The sequence below is a fragment of the Nonomuraea mangrovi genome, from assembly GCF_042681425.1.
GTDB lineage: Bacteria > Actinomycetota > Actinomycetes > Streptosporangiales > Streptosporangiaceae > Nonomuraea > Nonomuraea mangrovi.
Genome location: NZ_JBHUFV010000039.1, coordinates 42,392 through 63,367, shown reverse-complemented (window position 1 = coordinate 63,367; position 20,976 = coordinate 42,392). Strand labels below are relative to the sequence as shown.

Annotated in this window: 18 protein-coding genes, 1 tRNA gene and 1 pseudogene; 9 read left to right on the top strand and 11 right to left on the bottom strand. The window is 61.9% G+C overall.

Annotated features, from left to right (window positions below):
* Together ACFSKW_RS27155 and ACFSKW_RS27150 are read right to left on the bottom strand one after the other, a co-directional pair.
* The coding region (locus ACFSKW_RS27155) for an FtsK/SpoIIIE domain-containing protein (protein WP_379575278.1) at positions 1-715 on the bottom strand (715 nt) is incomplete at its 3' end.
* On the bottom strand, positions 708-1,037 hold the full coding sequence (locus tag ACFSKW_RS27150) for an SCO3933 family regulatory protein (protein WP_379575276.1): 330 nt from the start codon (positions 1,035-1,037) through the stop codon (positions 708-710). The genes ACFSKW_RS27150 and ACFSKW_RS27155, both read right to left, overlap by 8 nt.
* A gap of 99 nt (positions 1,038-1,136) precedes the next feature.
* Between ACFSKW_RS27150 and ACFSKW_RS27145 the strand changes: the two genes are divergently transcribed.
* Positions 1,137-1,502, top strand: a complete 366-nt coding sequence (locus ACFSKW_RS27145) for a GntR family transcriptional regulator (protein ID WP_379575275.1) — start codon at positions 1,137-1,139, stop codon at positions 1,500-1,502.
* Between the two features lie 117 nt (positions 1,503-1,619).
* Here ACFSKW_RS27145 and ACFSKW_RS27140 read toward each other — a convergent pair whose 3' ends face one another.
* Positions 1,620-1,817: a hypothetical protein gene (locus ACFSKW_RS27140; RefSeq protein ID WP_379575274.1), complete on the bottom strand. Its 198-nt coding sequence runs from the start codon at positions 1,815-1,817 to the stop codon at positions 1,620-1,622.
* 148 nt (positions 1,818-1,965) lie between these two features.
* Between ACFSKW_RS27140 and ACFSKW_RS27135 the strand changes: the two genes are divergently transcribed.
* Both ACFSKW_RS27135 and ACFSKW_RS27130 read left to right on the top strand, forming a co-directional pair.
* Complete coding sequence (locus ACFSKW_RS27135) at positions 1,966-2,706, top strand: helix-turn-helix domain-containing protein (protein ID WP_379575273.1); 741 nt, start codon at positions 1,966-1,968, stop codon at positions 2,704-2,706.
* Between the two features lie 2 nt (positions 2,707-2,708).
* The gene (locus tag ACFSKW_RS27130) at positions 2,709-3,185 is read left to right on the top strand and encodes an NUDIX hydrolase (protein WP_379575272.1); all 477 of its coding nucleotides are present in this window, start codon (positions 2,709-2,711) and stop codon (positions 3,183-3,185) included.
* Here the strand turns inward: ACFSKW_RS27130 and ACFSKW_RS27125 are convergent.
* The 3 genes from ACFSKW_RS27125 to ACFSKW_RS27115 all read right to left on the bottom strand — a co-directional run bounded on the left by ACFSKW_RS27125 (position 3,153) and on the right by ACFSKW_RS27115 (position 4,603).
* Positions 3,153-3,725, bottom strand: coding sequence for an HD domain-containing protein (locus ACFSKW_RS27125; protein WP_379575270.1), 573 nt, complete (start codon positions 3,723-3,725; stop codon positions 3,153-3,155). The genes ACFSKW_RS27130 and ACFSKW_RS27125 overlap by 33 nt on opposite strands.
* 73 nt (positions 3,726-3,798) lie before the next feature.
* The gene (locus ACFSKW_RS27120) at positions 3,799-4,248 is read right to left on the bottom strand and encodes a GntR family transcriptional regulator (RefSeq protein ID WP_379575269.1); all 450 of its coding nucleotides are present in this window, start codon (positions 4,246-4,248) and stop codon (positions 3,799-3,801) included.
* Positions 4,249-4,258: 10 nt separating this feature from the next.
* Positions 4,259-4,603, bottom strand: coding sequence for a hypothetical protein (locus tag ACFSKW_RS27115; protein ID WP_379575268.1), 345 nt, complete (start codon positions 4,601-4,603; stop codon positions 4,259-4,261).
* Between the two features lie 145 nt (positions 4,604-4,748).
* Between ACFSKW_RS27115 and ACFSKW_RS27110 the strand changes: the two genes are divergently transcribed.
* The 4 genes from ACFSKW_RS27110 (at position 4,749) to ACFSKW_RS27095 (ending at position 10,335) form a co-directional block, all read left to right on the top strand.
* Positions 4,749-5,504 carry an XRE family transcriptional regulator gene (locus ACFSKW_RS27110; RefSeq protein WP_379575266.1) on the top strand — a complete coding sequence of 252 codons (756 nt, stop codon included), beginning with the start codon at positions 4,749-4,751 and terminating at the stop codon, positions 5,502-5,504.
* A gap of 599 nt (positions 5,505-6,103) precedes the next feature.
* The gene (locus ACFSKW_RS27105) at positions 6,104-7,288 is read left to right on the top strand and encodes a DNA cytosine methyltransferase (RefSeq protein WP_379575265.1); all 1,185 of its coding nucleotides are present in this window, start codon (positions 6,104-6,106) and stop codon (positions 7,286-7,288) included.
* A gap of 84 nt (positions 7,289-7,372) precedes the next feature.
* The gene (locus ACFSKW_RS27100; protein WP_379575264.1) at positions 7,373-9,445 is read left to right on the top strand and encodes an ATP-dependent nuclease; all 2,073 of its coding nucleotides are present in this window, start codon (positions 7,373-7,375) and stop codon (positions 9,443-9,445) included.
* 44 nt (positions 9,446-9,489) lie between these two features.
* A complete protein-coding gene (locus ACFSKW_RS27095) occupies positions 9,490-10,335 on the top strand; it encodes an HNH endonuclease (protein ID WP_379575263.1) in 846 nt (281 codons plus the stop codon).
* Positions 10,336-10,650: 315 nt separating this feature from the next.
* Here ACFSKW_RS27095 and ACFSKW_RS27090 read toward each other — a convergent pair whose 3' ends face one another.
* From ACFSKW_RS27090 to ACFSKW_RS27075, 4 genes are read right to left on the bottom strand one after another with little or no spacing between them, the layout of a single operon-like run.
* Positions 10,651-11,391: a phospholipase D-like domain-containing protein gene (locus ACFSKW_RS27090; protein ID WP_379575262.1), complete on the bottom strand. Its 741-nt coding sequence runs from the start codon at positions 11,389-11,391 to the stop codon at positions 10,651-10,653.
* A 7-nt stretch (positions 11,392-11,398) separates the two neighbouring features.
* Complete coding sequence (locus ACFSKW_RS27085) at positions 11,399-13,120, bottom strand: hypothetical protein (RefSeq protein WP_379575261.1); 1,722 nt, start codon at positions 13,118-13,120, stop codon at positions 11,399-11,401.
* Positions 13,117-16,203, bottom strand: coding sequence for a helicase-related protein (locus tag ACFSKW_RS27080; protein ID WP_379575260.1), 3,087 nt, complete (start codon positions 16,201-16,203; stop codon positions 13,117-13,119). Before ACFSKW_RS27080 ends, ACFSKW_RS27085 begins: the two co-directional genes overlap by 4 nt.
* Complete coding sequence (locus tag ACFSKW_RS27075) at positions 16,200-18,521, bottom strand: DISARM anti-phage system protein DrmE domain-containing protein (protein WP_379575259.1); 2,322 nt, start codon at positions 18,519-18,521, stop codon at positions 16,200-16,202. The genes ACFSKW_RS27080 and ACFSKW_RS27075 overlap by 4 nt, the downstream gene beginning before the upstream one ends.
* Positions 18,522-18,888: 367 nt before the next feature.
* Between ACFSKW_RS27075 and ACFSKW_RS27070 the strand changes: the two genes are divergently transcribed.
* Together ACFSKW_RS27070 and ACFSKW_RS27065 are read left to right on the top strand one after the other, a co-directional pair.
* Positions 18,889-18,957 (top strand) — tRNA-Arg (locus tag ACFSKW_RS27070).
* Between the two features lie 62 nt (positions 18,958-19,019).
* On the top strand, positions 19,020-19,310 hold the full coding sequence (locus tag ACFSKW_RS27065) for a hypothetical protein (protein WP_379575258.1): 291 nt from the start codon (positions 19,020-19,022) through the stop codon (positions 19,308-19,310).
* 519 nt (positions 19,311-19,829) lie between these two features.
* On the opposite strand, the pseudogene ACFSKW_RS27060 reads toward ACFSKW_RS27065, so the two are convergent.
* Positions 19,830-20,774, bottom strand: a pseudogene (locus tag ACFSKW_RS27060) (recombinase family protein); the annotation flags it as partial.
* Between the last annotated feature and the right edge of the window lie 202 nt (positions 20,775-20,976).

Here is a 20,976-nt window from a genome sequence, read left to right as displayed (position 1 = left end):
CCATCTTGTGGATCCGGAGCCTCCGAACCGCCTGAAGATCTGAACTCCGTACAGGCCCTAGGGCGACCGGTTGTGGGGACAGGCCGACGATCAGCGCGTTGGCGAGGTTGGACTTGCCGGACTGGGTCGCCCCGGCATTCAGCCAGTGCGGGACGATCCGGAAGTCGACCACCCAGGGCTTGCCGGTCTCCAGCCGTCCCACGGTGACTTTGAGCAGGTCGGGCGAGGGCGGCAGGTGGTCGACCTTGACGAGCGGGTCACGCATGGTCGCCATGAGCACGACGCGGCCGGGCCGGGGCGAGGAGACGCGGACCGCGTGGACGCCCCAGGAGTGGGCGAGGCGTTCGGCGGCGTCGGCGTAGTCGCAGGGGATCTGCCCCTCCAGCGTCCACAGCGTGACGCGCCAGCCGTACCGGGTGGGCAGTGGGAGCCACATGAATGGTTTGGTGTCGACGGCGACGCGCTGGAAGCGTCGCCGTACTTTGACCAGGCCGGTGGAGGCGACCGCGCCGGGGGTGAGGGTGAACCACCAGCGTTGCCGCTTCTTGGTCAGCCCGCAGCCCAGCGCCACCCGCCGCCAGGACGCCCAGACGGACAGGGCCATCAGTGGGAAACCGATCGCGAGCCAGAAGGACGGGTAGTGGTAGCGGCGCCAGGCCCACAGCCCGGCCGCCGCAGCGGCCAGGACTGTGAGCAGGAGCAGCGGGTCAGGCATTGGCGGCCTCCCGAGCTGGGAGCAGGGCCGAGGCGCGGTAGGCGATGCCCCACCGGCCGGCGATCTCCCAGACGTAGCCGAGCAGGCCGACGGCGGTGACCTGGTCGCCGGTCGTGATGGGTGGTTCGCCGGTGGTGCCGATCTTCACGAGTTCGATGCGGCCGAACTCGTCCTCGACCGAGACGGTGACCTCGTAGACGGTGTTGCCGTTCTTGTCGGTCTTGATCTCGCCGGTGTCGCGGTTGAGAACGCGCGGCTGAGGAGCCTTGACGCAGGTGATGGCGAGCTTGGTGGTGTCCACTGGGATCGGGACGGTACGCATAGGGTCTGACCTCCTTATTCGTCCTAGCCAACATAGTTAACCTAGTTGGCTCAGTTGTCAATGTTGGCGTGGGTGACTTGGTGTGGTGAGATTGGTGCGATGGTCAAGCACACCGGGCGGCCCGGCTACCTCCAGATCGCTGACGATCTGCGCTCGCAGATCCGCGGCGGCTCCCTCGCGCCCGGCAGCCCGTTGCCCTCCACCGCCCAGCTCGCCGAGCGATACGACGCGTCGCTGTCGGTGGTGAAGATGGCGGTCGGCATTCTGCGCAACGAGGGCCTGGTGATCGGCCAGCAGGGCAAGGGCGTGTTCGTCCGTGATGTCGACGAGGCAGCCCCGGCCGGGGATCTCGCGGGCGAGGTCGCCGACCTGCGCTCCGCCGTACAGGAGTTGTCGGTACGGCTCGCGCAGGTCGAGGAGCAGCTATCTACGTCCACGACACGCCCCGCCCCACGTATCCGGTAGCCATCCGGTCGCGAAGGCTTGCGCTCATAGCCCTGTCGGCGCGGTGAATGCTCACCACGATCATCACGAAGCCGACCAGGACGGCGAGGCCGAGAACCGCGGCGACAGCGAGCGCGATCATGACCAGATCACCCCAGCCTTGGAGCTCTTGTGCGGGCTGCGCGGAGGACGGCGGGTCTGGCCGCGACGCGAGCGCTTGCCCGCCTGCTTCCTGGCCCAGCGGTCACGCGCCAGGCACTTGAGACAGCGGGTCTGTCCCTCGTCCAGGACCGCGCCGCACTCGCACGCGGGGGCCGGGTAGATCTCGTTTGTCATGTGATCACCTCTCCTCTCGGTCGCCGTTCTTGCTTGCGAACCGAGAATGCGACGGAGTGTGAGGACGAGATCACTACAGGACGGGACATGTTCAAGACGTCCGGCTTACGATGTCGAGGTCCCCGGACGTCCTCCCGGAGCAGGTGAGATGGCGAACGAACGGCTACGCGCGGCACTGCTGGAACGTGGAGTGAGCATCGCGGATCTGGCCGATGCGATCCGAGTCGATCCCAAGACGGTCGAGCGGTGGATCACCAAGGGGCGCGAGCCGTACCGAAAACACCGGTATGCGGTGGCTTCCTACCTGGGCACGGACGAGACCTACCTGTGGCCGGAGGCGCTCACGCGGGAGCAGGTGGCGTCGGCGTCCGAAAGTGAGGTCGTCCGCGTTTACCCGCATCGTTGGGCCGTGCCCCGGGACGCGTGGGGACGTCTGTTCGCCGAGGCGTCCGAGGAGATCGGAGTCCTGGTCTACAGCGGACTGTTTCTCGCCGACGACGCGGGCATGGTTCGGATGCTCGGCGAAAAGGCCGGCGCGGGTGTGCGGGTCCGTATTCTGCTGGGCGACCCTGACTGTGCCGAGGTCGCCCAGCGTGGCGAGGACGAGGGCATCGACGGTGGTATGGCCGCCAAGATTCGCAACGTCCTTGTCCTCTACCGGCCGTTGCGCGGGCGGGAGAACGTGGAGATCCGGCTGCATCGGACGGTGCTCTACAACTCGATCTATCGCGCCGACGATCAGTTCCTCGTCAACACCCATGTGTACGGCACGCCCGCCGGGAACGCGCCCGTCTTCCATCTGCGCCGGGTGCAGGGGGGCGACATGGTCAACACCTACCTCGACAGCTTCGAGCGGGTATGGGCCGGAGCCGTCCCGGTAGGCTCCTGAGCATGGGCCGCCGCATCGACTTCTACGACGATCCCGCCGCGCCCAAGCCGAACAGCCTCGTCCCATCGGTGAACGTCGTGGTCACCAACGAGGCGGGGGAGGTTCTGATGATCCGGCGCTCCGACAACGACAACTGGGCCGTCCCAGGCGGGGCCATCGACCTGGGCGAGTCGATCCCCGCCGCAGCCATACGGGAGACCGTCGAGGAGACCGGGATCACGTGTGAGATCACCGGGCTGGTCGGTACCTACAGCGACCCGCGCCACGTGATCCTCTACACCTCCAACGGCGAGGCGCGGCAGGAGTTCTCGCTCGTGCTCACCGCGCGGGCGGTCGGCGGGGAGCCGACGCCGAGTGACGAATCCCGTGAGGTTCGGTGGGTGCCCCGCGGAGAAGTGGCCACGTTGACGATGGACCGGTCAATGCGGCTGAGGATCGAGCGCTACCTAGCCGGCGAAGGCAAGCCGTACATCGGCTGAGTCGAGCCGTTCCCGCACCGTGCGGACGGCGGACATGATGCATGGGGTGGCCTTCTGGATGGTGCCGGTGACCAGGTGCTCGGGGCCGTAGCGGCTGCGGATCTCGGCCAGCCGGTCCTCCACCTTCACCTGGACGCCGTCGGGGCTGGTGGTCATGTCGCAGAAGGTGAGGGCCTCGACCAGGTCGGGACGCTCCATCGGGAACTCGCGCTCCAGGATGTCGAGCAGGCCCCGGTCGCCGGCCTCGATGGCGGCGCAGGTGTGGTGGGCGACCAGCTTGCACAGCAGTTCGTCGGCGCCGTGAACGTCGCGCAGGTAGCGGGCGCCGTCGATCGGGTGGAACCCGGTGTCGACGAGGTCGGGGGTGTAGCCGATGTCGTGCAGCCAGGCGGACATGGCCAGGAGTTCGGCATCCTCGCCGAGGATGGGGGCGATCTCTTCGCCTCGTGTGCCGACCCCGCGCGAGTGCTCCCAGCGGCGAGGCAGCTGACGCTCCAACAGGTGGTTGGCCAAGCCTCGCGCCCAGGCAACATGTCTCATGCTGTTCACGATAGGCAAGGGGCCCGGAGGGGAAGCTAGAGGGCGAGTTGGGACGTCCCGGGACGTCCCAGACTTACCCCTCGCAGACGAACCGCCCCTTGCCCGGGTGAGCGACGACAAGGCCCTCTCGTTCCAGCACGACGAGCGCCTGCCGCACGGTGTTGCGCGAGGCGTCGTAGCGCTGCCGTAACTCGCTCTCACTCGGTACGGCAGCGCCGGGCGCGAGGCCCCCGGTGGTGATCTGGCCGCGCAGGTCGGCGGCGATCGCTTGATAGCGGTACGGCGCGGCCAGGGTGCCCGACAGCACGCGCCCCTTGGCCGGGATGGTCACGATCAGGCCCTCGTCCTCCAGGACGGCCAGGCCGCGCCGAGCAGTGTTGCGGGCGACGCCGAACTCGGTGCACAAATCCGCCTCAGACGGCAGCGTGCCCGTCGGGTACTCACCCGCGGCGATGCGCTCCCGGAGCACATCGGCGATCTGGCAGTAGACCCGCCAGCCGGTCAGCCACCGCGATTCGCGCATGGTCACGGCGTCAAGAACGGTGAGCGTTGACGATCTTGCTGAGGTCGACGCCGATCTCTCCTTGCTCGCCCTCGTTCCAGCCGTCCGCGACGACTTCGGCCAGGCGCTCGACGGCGGCGAAAAGGCGCAGGCAGGTCACCCGCTCGTCCTGCTGGTCCCCCCAGTAGAACCAGCAGAACGGGAGGTGGACGAAGACGCGGCGGGTCCGGAAGCGGCTGTCGACGACGTCCAGGCCGGGGCGTCCGTCTTCGGCGATGACGAGGACCGCCGGGATCGTACGGGCGCGCAACTCGTCTCGCAGGGCGGTCAGCAGCCGCTCCTGGTAAGCGAGCTGGTCGGGGCGGGTGTTCACCATCGGGACTGTCCCTTCGACGTGGTGAGGCTTGCCCATCGAGGGTCTCCGGAGGTTAGGAACCTCTACACCGCAACTCTGGGACGTCTAGGGACGTCTCGTGTTAGCGTCCCTGGCAACAGGCGGTTTTGCTTGAGGAGCGGACCGGATGAACCAGCACCTGCGTTACGCGCTCGCCAATGCCAGACTCCACGCGACCGATCTTGCAGCGCGCCTGGCTGTGGACCCCAAGACGGTTGAGCGGTGGCTGCAAGGCCGCGTTCCCTACCCCCGACACCGGTGGGCCGTGGCCGATGTTCTCAAGGTCGACGAAGCCGACCTCTGGCCCGAGGTGGCCGGGTACCGCCGAACGATCTCCAGCGAGATTCAAGCGGTGTATCCGCACCGGCACGCCGTACCGCAGGCGGTGTGGCAACAGCACTTTGCCAATGCGGCCCGAGAGATCGACATCCTGGCCTACAGCGGGTTGTTCCTCGCGGAGGACACCGGCGTCATGCTGGCTATGGCTCAGCGGGCCCGCGCAGGGGTGAAGGTGCGTGTGCTCCTGGGCAACCCCGGCAGTCCGGAGGTGGCAGCCCGAGGGGTAGACGAGCACATCGGCTCGGACGTCATGGCAGCCAGAATCAGGAACGCCCTCGCGCTCTACCGACCCCTCCAGGACGCCCCTGGCGTGGAGGTTCGTCTGCACAGCACGGTCCTCTACAACTCCATGTACCGAGCCGACGACCAGATCCTCGTCAACACCCACGCGTACGGGATCACGGCCGCCCAAGCCCCGGTCACCCATCTCCAGACCGGCGAGGAGAACGGAACAGCAGCCGTCTACCTGACCAGCTTCGAGCGCGTCTGGAGCAGCGCGACGCCGTATCCCAGCAAGATCAAACCGATCAACGACCCCCGGTGAAAGCAACTTATCTGCACGTCATCAAGGGCGGACCGCTGCGCGGTCCGCCGGGCGCGGCGGTCGGCAAGCGTGCCCGGCTGCGGCTCTTCGGCCGGTCCGGGCACGCACCGCCCGCCGCGCCCGAAAGCCAACAGAACCGCAGCTTGCTTTCGCCAATCTGGCGCAGGTTTCCGGACCATCGCCAGCTACGCTCAGCGCACATACCCGTTATGGCTGAGCCATCGACAGCCTCCGTACCACTCCAGGTTGCGATCGCGCTGTGGCTAGTCTTCGCACAGGGCTAGGGGCGATCGAAAGTCCGGGGCCTCGTACCTCAGCCCCGGCCTACCGTCAGCTGCGGTTGGCGTGTGTCCCTCCATGCCGCCAGCACCGCTTGCGGCCAGCGGCCCCACGGTAGCGCCTCCGTCATCGAACAAACGGGCGAATCTTCAGCGGAGGTTGCGGTAGAGTCACCTTGTACACCTGGCTTGCCCAGACCACATCAGCCACTTGACCAGCGCGAAGACACGACCACTAGCGACTGCCAGCAGCTTGCACGAAGCATCTGAGTGCAAGGCACAAAAGCTAGATGGGATTCGTCATTGACAGGCCGACATGCAATGATTCCCCCCATGCTTGGGACCACCGCCCCCTTCAAGGGACTGACTGTTGCCGGCTTGTTCGCAGGCATCGGAGGACTAGAGTACGGCCTCCATGCAGCAGGCATGAATACGCAGCTGCTGTGCGAGTGGTGGGAACCAGCACAGGCCGTTCTGCAGCATCATTATCCAAAAATTGCGCTACACGACGACATCCAGACACTGGAGAAGCTGCCAGCGGCCGATATTGTGACAGCTGGCTTTCCATGCACGGACCTATCACAGGCTGGCCGCACCGCTGGTATCCACGGCGCAGCATCTGGCATGATCAAACATCTCTTCGAATTGCTAGAGCGGTCTTCACCGCAATGGGTGCTGATAGAGAACGTTCGCAACATGCTAGTGCTTGACCGTGGTACGGCGATGGAATATCTCATCTCTCAATTTGAGCGCTTGGGGTATACGTGGGCCTATCGATTGGTCGACTCACGGTTCACAGGTGTGCCTCAGCGACGCCAGCGCGTCATTCTAGTGGCCTCCCGAAGCGACGATCCGTGCGGGGTGCTATTCGCAGATGATGCCGGGGAACCACAAGAAGACTTCTACCGAGACAATGCTTTTGGCTTCTATTGGACTGAGGGCAACACCGGCTTGGGTTGGGCGCAAGATGCCATTCCAACGCTAAAGGGAGGCTCCGGACTTGGCATTCCGTCAGCCCCAGCGATTTGGGTCCGTGACGCACCTCCCGGACGAGCCATCGTGACACCCACAATAGAAGACGCGGAGGCCTTGCAGGGCTTTCCCCGAGGATGGACCGAGCCTGCACAGCAACGGGGACGCGCGAGCCTTCGCTGGAAGCTAGTTGGGAATGCTGTGACTGTAGGAGTCTCCGCATGGGTGGGCCACCGTCTGACCAACCCAGGGACGCCATCTTTGGACCGATCGTCCCCTTTGCCTCAAGCCGCACGATGGCCCACAGCAGCGTGGGGCAAATCCGGTGAACGCTGGGTCCTTGACCTGAGCCTTTGGCCCGAGAGGCACCCATACCAACACCTACTAGATGTCGTAGACGCAGAAGCTGCAGTACCACTGAGTCTCAAAGCCAGCACAGGCTTCTACAATCGACTGATGAAGAGTCGACTTCGTTACCAGGAGCCGTTCGCCTTGGCACTCAAGGCACACATCGAACACATGGCACGTTCGTAGTCCCGTCTCGCCACTGGAACTTCGTATCAGCGACACTCGACTTAGGACTATCGACGACCGATCTCTACCGCTAGTCTAACCACCATGACAGTCGAGGAACGCCTGCAGCAACTCAGCCAGATCCTCGAGTCGGCCGACCACTCTTCTACGAGCAACGTCAAGTATCGCGAACTGGAGCAGATGCTCGCAGAATTCACCGGACTTGACGCTGAACTCATCTACGTCACCTACATCGGCAAGGCGGCCAACCTCAAGGTCCGAGCCACCCAGTCCGATCGCGCCAAGAACGCCAGCCTCCTGGTTCTCCTCATCGAGCGGCACGACCAGCATGACGCCATGCAAGGGGCTGCCCGGAGAGTCGCAACACAAAAACAGAAGCCGATTCTGATTGTGCAGCGAGACACGGACACCCCTTCCTGGGCCCCGACTTTTGGCCTGGTGCCGGCACGGAGCCGAGCTGCCCAAAACACGATTGATCGTCTTGTCGACGTGTTCGGCCGATTCGAGATCGCTCGTCTATCTCAAACACGAACGGGTTCAGAGCTAGTCCCAACCACAACAGTGCGCCATGTTCGAGTGCCCTTTATCGTCCTTACCAGCCAACAACGACCTCCCAGCGATACTGACGAAGCACTTATTCTTATACCGGACTCCTGGGACGATCACGGGTTCAGGACACTCTTCACTCTCCACTTTCGCGACCGTTCTCAGATTATGCACGAGATTGGACAAGTCAAAATCGGCTCGTCCTCTCTCAGCCACGGACATCCTCCCATTCCGGAGAGGTTCGACCGTTTGGGGCCCGAGTTCTTCTCTCTAGGGCAAGATGACACTTATTACGAGAAGTTGGCCACGCTTCAACTTCGGGAGCACGTCCTTTCGTCTCTGCGCGACATTGCGCTTGACGGAGAAATTTTCTCCGATGCTATAGACCACGAAGTCACAACCAAGTCGCTGTTCCGAACCGTTCCTAGATCAACGGCTGAAGTCCAATTTCGCCGGATCGCTCGCGGCGGGGCTCGACTGACAGACTACCAATTCCGCTATCTTAAGATGGCCGCGGAGTCAAGTCCTAGCGCCGCTCTAAGCTTGTCTTTCCATGTTAAGGCGGAAAGTCAGCCATCGACGAACATGCACATCCTGATTGGTGGCAATGGAGTCGGGAAAACCACTCTGTTAAAGAGCATGTCAGCCGCATTGACACCGGATACGGGCCAGGAGGACCCAGGTCGCTTTGTCGACCGAGATTCTGACGGCGAGGAAGATCACCCTCCTTTCTCGAACGTAGTGTTCATAAGCTTCAGCGCCTTCGACCCCTTTCTATCTGCAGTTGCCAGCAGGGAGGTGGACGATACCGACACTCTGTTTTCATTCGAAAAGCAGAAAGTCCCCGTATCATACATAGGCCTCGGCGATATCGCCACTGATGATAGAAGCCCAAAGGGCATCGATCAGCTGTCCGACGACTTTCTGAATAGCGTCGAATCGTGTATGCGCAGTACGGCGTTGCGCGCCAGATGGATGAGGGCTATTCGCGCCCTTGAAACCGACCCGATTTTTCGGGACCTGAGCGTGCTGCAAGCAGTCCGAGCGGAAGCTGCCGGAGGAGACGCTAGCGATATCGCCACAGGATCAATCGATTCCGACCTCTCCCACCTGTTTCGCCAAGCGAGCTCCGGGCACAAGATAGTCCTACTTACAATGACGCGACTTGTCGAAGAGATTCGCGAGCGATCGCTCGTCCTCTTCGACGAACCCGAGTCTCACCTGCATCCACCCCTACTTGCAGCATTCATACGAGCGCTATCTGAACTCCTAACCGATCGGAATGGCGTTGCGATTATAGCGACGCACTCGCCTGTCGTTCTTCAGGAGGTCCCTCGATACTGTGTTTGGAAACTGCGAAGAAGTGGGAATCAATCAGTCGCCGATCGTCCTCAGATCGAAACTTTTGGGGAGAACGTGGGCGTATTGATTCACGAAGTATTTGGCCTTGAAGTCACTCAGGCGGGATATCACGCAGAGCTTCGTCGTGTAGCTGCAGAGGTGAACACTTTCGAAGATGCGATGGCACGGTTTGAGGGCCGGCTGGGTGCAGAGGCACAAGGGATTCTCCGGATTCTGTTGGCCGTCAAAGCACAGGCGGGCGCGCACTAATGTGGCCACTTCCCCATCCAAGAATCTCCTCAAGACTCGCCTACATGTCCTGCCTTGAGATGATCAGTGGCGATAACGTCAAGAGCAAATATCTGAGCGCTATCGAGCCGATCGAGAAGGCTGTACAGAAGTATGAAGAGTCGGCAAGCCAGCGCTCGTTACATATCCTCGTTGCTAGAGAGTTCCGGCCAGAGGAAAGAGGTCTGGGAGTCACCCTAGAAGTCACGACGCGTGACCTTTCAGAAGGCCTATATAAGCAGAGAATGGCAGACAGAGGATCATCAGGCCGTAGGATTTATGATGAAATAAAGCTTGGTGCACCCAATGGCATATGTCCGCTGTGTGGCATACGGGAAGTGTCAACACTAGACCATCATCTGCCGCGTCGCGGCTTTCCTGCTCTCTCGGTTGCCCCACTCAATCTCGTTCCAGCTTGTACCGACTGCAATAAAATCAAGCTCGACAAGTTTCCCGCTACCGCGGGAGACCAAACCCTAAATCCATACTTTGAGGACGTCGCTCAGGACCGGTGGCTGCGATGCCACATCACGTCGAGCATCCCCACCATTACAAGCTATGCGGTCGAAGCGCCTTCTGGGTGGTCAAGCGACCTAACTTCGCGGGCACACTACCATTTCCAAACTTTTCGCCTTGGAGAGTTATATTCCTTCCAAGCGAACTCGGAGCTGTTCAGTGTACAAAAACTCCATGAAGGGATGTTTGAGGCGCTGGGCGAGTTGGGCCTTCGCTCGCACCTTCTCAAAGTAGCTGAGAGCGCCCATGATAAGAACGTGAACAGTTGGAAGGGTGCGATGTACGAGGCACTCGCGGCAAGTGATTGGTATTGTACAGGCAAGTTCAGCAGCAAGACTTCTGGCGCGGCAGACTAGGCCCTATTATTCCGCGTCGACAGAGCCAGGGTCGCGGCAGCCTGACTCTCCTTAGACATGTTTCAGCAGCAGCAAAATCCACGAAACGCGCAAAAGTGATACAGTTGACTACTCCACTTGATTATCGACGCGCGCCAGGCTGCCAAGTGAGAATCGTGCCTAGCGCGGCCAACAGGGCATCCGCCTTTATGAGACCTATCTTGCCAACACATGATCACAGGCCACCTCCTTCGCCGAACTAGAGGAGGAAAGTACTTCAGCATCCTCTCCCTGCAGCCTTTGCCGTTGGGTTAGTCAGACAGTACGACCAGATCGTCAGACAGGCTGTTTAAATGTCTCCAGGACCTGTTCGATCGCGGCGACTTGCGCACCTCTCACGAGAACTCCCATCTCCAAATTCCGCCCTCCTATTCCGGATGCGGTGAAATTCGCGCTACCGACGTAGGCCGCAATCGAATCCACGGCGAGAACCTTAAGGTGGGCCCACGGCGCATTGCTATGGAAGCTGACGATTCGAAGTCTCCTATGGTCGCCCTCATCCTTTATGATCTCTAGCATCTCAGCAAGAGTAGTTGAGGTGAGCGAGGCCCCGCTGGGAATCATGATTTCAATTTCGACGCCGCGTTTCGTTGCGGCTGCGAACCCCGGGCCCAGATGATCGAGACCGCCCCGAGTCATGTAGGGGGCAACCGCCTTCACATGTACCTGTGCCGCAGTGATCAACTGCACCAAGGTTTCGCCAGTAGTCCGTCTCAGACCTTGCGGGAGACTGACATGGCCGGGAAGTGTCGCGACGAGCTCCCAGGGATCCACCTGTTGGGCAGCCTGTAGCCCTCGCGCCCAAGCCGCACCTGTGAGACAGGCGCGTTCGATGCGGAGAGGATCATCACTCAGCCGTCGACGAATGATCTCAAAGAGATCTGGGTCCAGACCCACGGCGCGCATTTCGGCTCGTGTAATCCACTGACCATTGAGCGCCTCGGCTAGGATCGCTGCAGCAGCCATGGGGTTGCGTGCCTCGAAAAGCGCGCCGCCCACCAATTCAGTGTCATCCACGTTACTACTACAGACTCAGCAAGCCGGATCGACCGAACAGAGCTGATCGGTCGAGGAAGCGGTTGAACCAGCGGCAAGAAGGTTCGCCGAGGTGAAGACAGGCCATGCACGCACCACCTCCGCTGCGACAGCCTGGATCCAGTGGGCATCGCGACTCGCCTTCCGCAATTTCCTCCAGGACTCGATGGAGGTTCGTCTCGAAACACGCCTGGAGGCCGCCAAGGACGAAGTCACCTCTTGCCACAGCGTAGACAACGAATGACAGATGGTGGGGCAGGAGGTATTCCGCGAGCGAGTCACGCTCGATTCCAGCGAAGGTGGACAATTTTCTGATCGTGCGGTGGGCGTAGGAATGAAGGACTGTGAGGAGCTCACGGCCGAGCTGTTGTGGGTCCTCCTGGACAGGGGTCGGCATAGTGACGTTTCGCAGGATGTCGATCCGAGCGTTCCGTGCATCGCCGGACGGAGTCAGCAGGTGGCATCGGGCGGCGAAGAGATAACGATGGATGGCGACGGGGTCCAGCTGGAAAAGCAGAGCCTCAGTCCTGGCTAGCGACGCATAAGCCCTGGTGCGGCCGCGTTCCTTGAAAGTGACGAGCCGGGACTCGCCCGGCGTGCTGTCGCCCCGCGTGAAGCCGTAGGCCAACGTCGCGACTGGGAAATTGGTCAGAAGATCCACGCTGGCCAGCCGGGCTTCGGCGACTGCGTCAAGGTACCTGCCTTCATACAAGCTTCTCAGCGGCGGGCCAGCGGCATCCACCATTTCCCTGATTCGGACCCGTCCTGTAAGGACCGCGGAGGACAGATTGAGCGCCTCTTCCTGCGCCAGCTCAAGGACAGCTTGTGGGAGATCTAGTGGCGGGGTATCTGAGGCAGCCATTTCACCACTGTCGACGGCCCGCTGGACCATGTCGTTCAAGGTCTCATCGGACAAGCCCGGGAACCCCTGCCTGAGCGCTGCTATGAGTTCTGCCGGCGTCTGGCGGCCTGCGGTCGGGTTGGACTCCTGCATGCCGTTGAGCACCCATTCCAGTGCTTTTGCGCCCCCTCCCGTCGCGCGAGCTCGAGCTGCGTCCGCGGGATCAGGAGGATTTACTACGACGGCGAACTGAGGTGAGAACACCTGTCCTGCTCGGTGGACGTTGATGCTCATCTGGGCATTCTTGTTGTCGTCAGACGTGCACTCGCACCGCTGGAAGGGAAATCCGTACTGCTGAAATTTTGGGCACTCAGGGCAGTAGAAGAAGAGCTCTCTCGCGGACTCAGTGCCGGGCAAACGGACCGCGACAGCGTTGTGCTGGGGGCAGCGCCTGATGTACGGCTCCTTCGAGGCCCCACAGCCGTGAAAGGCAACGAATTGCATTTGCGCCCAGTTCTTGATCGCGCTGCATTTGCAGCGGTCGCCTGGAGCCTGCTGGGTGACGCGGTTGCACGTTTTACAGCGCCATTGCTTCGGGAACGGCTCGACCAGGACGCCTCTGTCCTCGTTGAGCTTTACAATCTCGATCGGCGTCCTTGTACGGAGCTGTTGGGCCAGGCCATCGTCCTTGTCGTTTTGGGTCCAAGGAAAGGCTGCCTGGAGGAGGACCGATCTGACGGTCTCTTGGTCGATAGTAACGACGATAGGATCGGACCATTTGGCGACCTTCCAGATACGCCCCTCAAGGTCCACAGTTTGTCCGGGAAGGAGCCCGAAGAGGATCTGTGACGCGCCCCGTTCGACTCTCACTGCTGTCCTCCTTTGGAATAGACCGGGGCTTGTTTCTCAACGTCGCGAAGCGAGCTCATCGGGGGACGAGGTGAGAGCAGTTCATTCGTAAAGTTCACATTCACCGCTGGATCGTTGAGCGCTCGGAAGAATTCCCTGGCGTAGTTACGCAAGTCTTGCCGGAGATGACTGTCAAGGGCTCCTGTGAAACCGAGCATCTCGATGAGTTCCTTGAGTTCTTCCTCCTCAAGTACCGGAAGCTGGGCGAAGGCCCTTTTGGTGAACCCTGCCGTGGTGAGCTGCTTGAGCCCAGCGGCGAGTGCGGCCGGCTCATGGACGCCCAATATTCTGCCCATGATGAGGCCAGCGAAGGTAAGTTCCAGAACTCGTCTGCTCTTGGCGGTGATGGGAACCGGGTCGATCAACCGTTCGGCATGACGGGCGAAGGACGGGAAGGACCGAAAGACGGCTGCGTCCCGCTCCCTGCCGATCTTGTGAAGAACGATCACTAGTCCCGGGTACTGCCGGCCCACCCGAGATGTGGTTTGGATGAATTCCGCTGTAGAGAGCGGCAGTCCCAACATGACCATGACATTCAGCCGTTCGATGTCCACGCCATGAGAAAGCATCGATGATGCGGCGATCAGGTGAATCCGTTCGTAGAAGTCGTTCTCAGGGTCATTCAGGCAGGCGAGGACTTCCCGGACGTCCTCTAGGGGCGTTCGTCCGGTCAGCGTGGCTGCTCGAACCGGACTGATCCGGATCTGGGACTCGAACGATCGTGCAGCGGCCTCGACGTCCTTCAGCGTCGTGCCATAGACGACGTCGGTGCCGTAGACACTGATCAGCGCGGGAAGACGCTCAGGATCGAGGGAGAGTTCCTCGGCGACCTGTTCAGGGTGCTCAACGGCCCTGCGAACAGCTTCCTGGAGGGACTCGCAGAGCTGGTCGGTGGCGTACTCCAAGGTAACGCCGCGAGGAGCCAACCCGGCAAAGCAACGGGCCAGAGCGTCGCTGTGCTGGAGCCAGAATGAATGGCCAGCTCGTGGACCGGGCAGGGGGAAGGTCCGGCCGGTCCTGCGGTAAAGCATCTCCGTCTGGCGTTCGTGACCGACCAGTGTCGCTGATGAAGTGATGATCTTCGGGTTTTCGCCAAAGCGCGCCTGCAGGCCGTCGAGGAGTGCCTCATAGTGGGAATCGACGGCTCCAAGACTGTCTCTGAGTAGGTGGAGCTCGTCCTGCATACGGATCGTTGGAGCGAATAGCTTTTCATCTTGCGACAGTGGACGGGGCTCTTTGTTGCACCCGGGGTAGAGGCAACCCTCCGTGCCGGACCGGGGCGCGTAGGTGAAGCCGTGTTTGTCAGGGCAAGTTCCGTACGGTGCCCCGTAAACTCCCCGCATCTGGGCTGACCAAGAGACGCTTGCGGCTTTGTCCAGAGTACCGAGCACGACGGTAGGGAGGGTGCGGTAGATCTCGTCATCCACGATCCTGAACGGCAGTGGCTGGTCTCCCCAGACACAACCAGCGTTCCTGCACCGATGATTCAGGATCCATTGAATCGTGTCGAATTCCATCTCCAGCTGCTCAGACCCGCAGAAAGGACACCTCAGTAGAACCCGATAACGGCCCGGCATGGATGGGTCGGCTGGGTTTGGGTCTCCAGGTCTGGCTATGGGAGGGATCTTATTAGGGGTCCCTTGCTTTCCAACAAGGAAGCCGACAGAGAACTTATGACCGGGGATGTCCTCACGGCGACGGACAAGTTCCGCGGCTGCAAGGACGTCCACGAAGCGCTGGGTCTGCTGAAGCGACAGCATCCGCAGGGGAAACCGCGCCCATGACGTGATGCCCTGGGTCTTGCCTCGGAGGCGGTCATGGAAGGCGGCGACGAGCACGAAAAGCAGGTACGTTTCGGTCTTACCGCCTCCAGTGGGAAACCAGAGGGTGTCGACGAACTCGCGTTCGCGCTCGGCTGTGCTGGGAGCAAGAGAGGCAATGTTGCAAAGAAAAAAGCCGATCTGGAAGGTACGCCACCCGGTGTGCTTGACCACCGGGGACTCGCAGAACGAGCGGTTGGCCAATTTGAAGGCCCGGAGCAAATTCGAATCGTTCTCCAGAAGGTGCAATCCCTGTCTGATTCTGTCTAGTTCCGTAGAGAACTCCTTGGATTCAGCGAAGGCGAATGCCTTCATGCTGGTGCTCCAGTTCTCCTGGACAGCTCTTTGCTCAAGCGTCTCTTCGGACCAGAAGCGGTCTCCCCAGCGTTCCAGTGCGGCGACCAGGCGGCGCATAGCTGGAATCGGATCCTCAGCAAGCGTTGCGAAGTCGAGACCCGGCGGGGCTCCGGCGAAATCGTGGTCCCAGAATTCGGGTCGTGGCTGGTCATAGGATGCGACATCAGTGGTTCGGAACACCATGCCCGAGTCATCCTCGACCCCGGTGTTCACCCCGTACGCTGCGACAGTTCTATCGTAGCGAAAAGAGTCGTCGAGGTCGTCCAGCACGAACCTCTCTGTGGGACCGACGCTAGCTTCCAATTGGGCTTCATAGACAGTCGTGTCCCAGCCCTCAAGTGCCTCCGGAGAAACGTTCACTAAGGTGATGACCAACTCTGGCCCCTGCTTCCCGCGCTCAAGCTCCGCCCGTATCTCACATGCCAGGCCACTCGCGCCCACGCGGCTGAAGCCGACCTCGAACTCTTTTCGACCAGCGCTCTGTATCTCATCGAGAGTACGTGGCGTTTGAAGATCAAGCTCAACTGCCACCGGATCCGACTTATGCCAGCGCTCCGCGTTTGGATCCTTACGCTCGGTCTCGACTTTTCTCCAGGCGACGGCCTGCGCACGGCATTTGATCAGGCGTCCGTCGAGTTCGCTGAGCCGTAGGCGAAACCCCGCCTCGCAGGGCTCAATGCGTGCAGTGCGTTTGCCGAGTTTGCTCTTCTCTACTCGAGCCTCAGGAGCGAGTCGTCCCAGCCAGAACCGCCCTTCAGGAGCAACCTCAAGAGAGTCTCGGTTATCCCCCCGAGCGTCATGTATTACTCGGTCCAGGAGCCAGCGAACGAACTTCTCGCCATCCTTGTTCTGCAAGATATATGTCATGACGTCTCCAAATGGCCGATTTCAGCGAGCGGCGTGGGAATGGGAGGAGAAGCGACCCGGATGACGTTTGCCTCGATCACGGCCTCTCTCAAGTCGGCGATGGAGAGACCGGTGTAACCATCCGTCCGGGCGTGATCAGGGGGCACTGTCGAGGCGCGGGCGGCTTCGGCGAGCGCTCGTCCAGCTGACCGCCGGAAACCTCGCCAACGCCGTACCGCTGCGAAGAGCTCCTTGAGACGGGTTTCGCTCAATTCCAGATCTAGGACGTTGTTCAAGTGGCAGAGATCAGACAGGTCACGGGGGGCGAGGGTAGAGGCGCCGGAGACCCAACCTCGGACGGCTGCGATCCCCTTGTCGCAGCCAAGTCTCTCCAGCCTCTCGTGCAACGCTAGACAGGTGAGATCCGTCTCCCGGAGTCTGGCACGGATCCGCTGATGGAGGTCATCAATCAGAAGACGGCCAACAACGAGATCTGGTCGCCGGCTATGAAGGCGTTCTTCCAGCGCTTCGAGGAGGCCGAGCCGACCCGCTTTGCGACCGATGAGCAAACGCATCCCGGGGACGAGCCGCTCAGGTTGGCGCTCCGTTACGGTCCTACCGTCTCGGACTTCGACGTGTCTGCCGACCTCCAGCATGATGCTGCCGAGGTCGGTCTCCACGCGGAGAGCAGGAACCTCAGCAATCCAGCCTCCTTGCTCGTTCGGTACCGCCAAACTCTCTTCGATGCCTTCCTCGCCTATCCGTAGCGGTTCAAATTGGGACAGGGAGCCCAGAGCGTCGAACGGGTCACTGTCCTGAACGAACTGCTCTCTATCGTCCAGGACGACCAACCTGTCTGGTCTGGACCTGCAGTGCGGCGCTGGTGGCGGTTCACAGCGGAGGAGAGCACGCCATGTCTCGCCTCGAACCGCAGGACTTCCCCAGTGTTCACGGTAACGTTTCAGAGCCCGGCCAACCTTGCCGCACACTCGGCCATCCTCCCGGCCCAGAACGAGCACCCGAACGCTCCGCGCGAGCCCGGAATCTACGCGGTGCCAGTCCCACTTGGCCGGCACTCCCACGATGATCGCGTTGTCGTAGCTCCCAGACCTGTGAAGTTTGCTCATCCCGACGATGGACAGGCTGCCTACCTTCAGATCCCTCGCGTTTGGGTCCCCGCAAAGACTGAAGGCAAGGGCGCGAGCTGCCGTACGCGTCTTGACTATGGCAACGCTTTCAGGGCCCTGTTCGGCAATCTTTGTGAGCGAGTGGAGGAATGGGTGGCCTAGATCCAGAACTGCCCGGAGCTCGTCGAGATCGCCAGCTAATAGCGCCGCGATCTCGGAGAGATCGCCTTCGAGAGTACGAGCCCAAGCCACGATCTCGGCGGCGAAGGCGCTCGTCTTCCGTGCCCCTATCGGAGGCAGACTCGCGAATCGGTCGAAATCCAAAGGTCGGCAGGGCAATGCCGTGAGCGTGGACAGATGATGCCACGCAACACTCAGCCCCTTCCTGATGTTCCGGGTCGGATGGGGACCCGCGAGTTCACGAAGAACCCGTAGGTCCTCTCGAGCACGCCTGATAGCTGCCTCCGCGTCATCATGACGTGAAATTTCCACCGCCACGGACACGCCCTCCGCGAGCGTGCGGAGGCGCTCATGCGCGACAGAGAAGGGAGTCTGATCTTCGAAGATGGGAGTTCGAGGCTGCCCGTGGGTGAGCTCGGACTCGGGCCAGCCCCAGACGAGTACGCCTCGAGTTGCCGCTGACTCAAGACGCGGGTCGAGAGGATCCGCGTAGAGCTCGACAGACGGAACCTTGAGGCCGCCCTGCACCGCACCGGCAAGGTGATCTTCGATGAGACCGTCGACATCCCAGCCGACAGATCGTTCCCCTACGATCAACCCGCGGACACGTCGCCCGCCGTGCGGGGCCTCGCCGTTCGGCCCCGCACGGAAACAGGCGAACACCTCCGATAACTTCACGTGCTCGCCATGAGTCGTGATGCTGAGCCGCTCCCAGGTATGTGCAGCACGGGTAGTGTCCGCGGTCACGATGCCAATCGCCGGCAAAGGTTCGTGCCGCTGAAATCGCTGCAGGAGAAGCTGTGCCGCTAGTAGAACTGAGACCTCCCCAGCAGGTGCTGGGTACACAAGCGCGAGATTCTTTCGACGCTCTGCCGCAAGATCGATGAGTGCCAAGGCTGTCTCGTCCACTTCGGAGAGCCCGACAGCCTTTGGACCGTTGCCGTAGTCGCGAGCAAGCCTGCCCTGACGAGCGATCCCCACCAGACTCGTCGGCACCTGAGACCGGATGAGCGCACCGTCCCAGGTATCCAAGTTGCACTCTCCTCGCCGTGGTCGATGGTCACAACCTCGTACTGGAAATCTACAAATCGAACGGGCGGTTGTAGGCAGAATCCCGCGATTTCGGAGGGCTTTTGTCCTCCGCGTGCCTGGAACGCTACAAGCTACATCCGTTCAATGCACAGTGCCTAAATTTGCCCTAAATCGGAAATTCGGGACATATGCCTGACTGGATTCCGGCCGCGCCGCTTCTGTCACCTACAGTTGCCTGGCGGACCTTGCGCTCAGGGTCGGCTTGCCATCAGGTGCCATGGTTGCTCTCACGATCGAGGCCGGGGATATGTACGGGATGATCTTGCGCGTCCCCCGCGGCGCGTAGGCTGTTTTCCCAGGTCAAGCTGCCCCAGGAGACGGATTGGTCTCCGCTCTCCTAAAGCGGGTGTCGCATGTTCGAATCATGCCGGGGGCACGTAGCAAAACTTCGGCACAGCCGCCCGCATCCAGCGGGCGGCTGTTTTCGTTGTCAGGGACGTGTTCTGCCATAGCGGCGACTCCTTCGATGGTTTCGGCGTCGAGGGTGACTCTGATCAGGGCGATCCGGATCCTGTGGTCGTAGCGGATCTCCAGGTGAAAGGCCGCGAAGAGCTTGCGCTGCAGGGCAACGGGGAGGTCGGCGAGCCTGGTCTGGAGCAGGGGGATCATGTGAAGCAGCTCGACCTGATGGTCTCGGGCGGGCGGGTCCGCCTGGACCTCGGCGAGCTCATGAGACTTGGCTCGGCGGTTGTTCTCCAGCTCAGAGAAGCGCGTTTGCAGGCGGCGTGAGAACTCGGGATCGGCGTCGTTGTCCTCGATCTGAGCGATGAGGCGGTCTTGCTTCCTGACGATGTCCGCGACGCTCCTCTTCAGCGCCTTGCAGCGGGACTCCCACTCTTGTTCCGCCTTGTCGCTGCTCACAGGGAGTTCTGCGGCGAGCAGTTCGTGACGGTGCGGGCCGAAGATTCGGCGCTGGAACAGGTCGTGAACGGCGGCGATGAGAGTGTCTTCACGCACTCGTACGACCTTGGGGTGATCGGGGAAGCGGTCTTCCCTGCCCTTGTTATTGATGCTGGGCTGACAGAAGTGGTAGGCGTACTCCCCAACCTTCCGCCGGGTCTCGGTCTGGCCGTTCATCCGGAGGCCACACAGCTCGCAGAACACGAACGAACGCAGGAGATAGGTGTGGCGGGTCCGCGGGTGGCTGTTGACATCCGAGCCGGCGCGGGAGGTGTTTCGTGTGCGCCCGACCTTCTGGGCAGCCTCGTACGTCTCTCTGGTGACCAGTGGCTCGTGGGTGGGATGCGTGGACCAGACCCAGGCGCTGGGCGGGTTGAGCATGCTGCGGCTGCTCCCCCGACGGCTGGTGGTCGCCTTGCGGTTCCACACCATGTAACCGGTGTATTTGGGGTTGAGCAGCATCTCCCTGATTCCTGAACGGCACCAGGCATTGCGGCCTCGGAAGTTCGGGTTCAGCGACTCCGGCGGTGGATAGCGCTCGCGGTCGGCATTGAGCCGATCGGCGATGTCGCCGTAGCCCAGGCGCTCGGTCACGCGCCACGCGAAGATCTGCGTGATGGCCGGGCCGCGAACCGGGTCAGGGACGAGCCTGGTCTTGCACCTGCCGTCGGCCGCCTTCGCGGGAACCGGGTGCGGCACCTTGTCGGGAAGATAACCATACGGCGGACGGCCGACGTTCCAACCCTGCTGGGTATGGGTGCGCAGACCGTCCCAGGAAGCCTCCATCATCTGCACCGCGTACCACTCGGCGATGCCCTGCTTGACGCGGCGGGTGAGGATCGCCGTGGCCCGCTTGCCGTTCAGGGTGATGGGCTCGTCAGCCGCGAAGAGTGCGACGCCGAGTTGCTCCAGGTCGTGTTCGATCTTGGTGCCGTAGAAGGTGCGACGGGAGATCCGGTCGATCGACTCGCAGATCACCGCGTCGAAGCGCCGGTTGTCCCGGGCCGCTTCAGCCAGCAGGTCCTGGATGCCGCCGTCGCGCGGGATGGGGATGGTGAAGTGTTCGTGGGCGGTGCCGTACCCGCGGTCTTCGAGGTTCTTGCGGCCGGACTCGATGTCGTAGAAGTGGGCGACGATGACGGCGCCGAGCGGCAGGGCCGCCCGGCTGTTGTCGAGCTGTCGGGGCAGGGAAAGGGTGGGGTCCTGCAGGTCCTCGGTCGAGGTCCGGCCGCACCAGGCGACTCGGAGACCGTCAAACGGGTCCTGGCCGCCTCCCGATCCCCATCTGCTCATCGTTCTCCTCGTCGGTGTCATGTGCGGCGAACCAGCACAGCAGTTCGTGGATCACGCTCGCCTGCGTCGCACGCAGCGACCGTCCGTCCGCCCCGCGGAGTGGGACGAGCTCGATCTCGATTCCGAGTGGTTCGGCCTCCTCTTGTTGAGCGTAGGGAGGGGGCTGTGGCTTGAGAGGTCCCTGGGAGGGGAAATGTGGCCT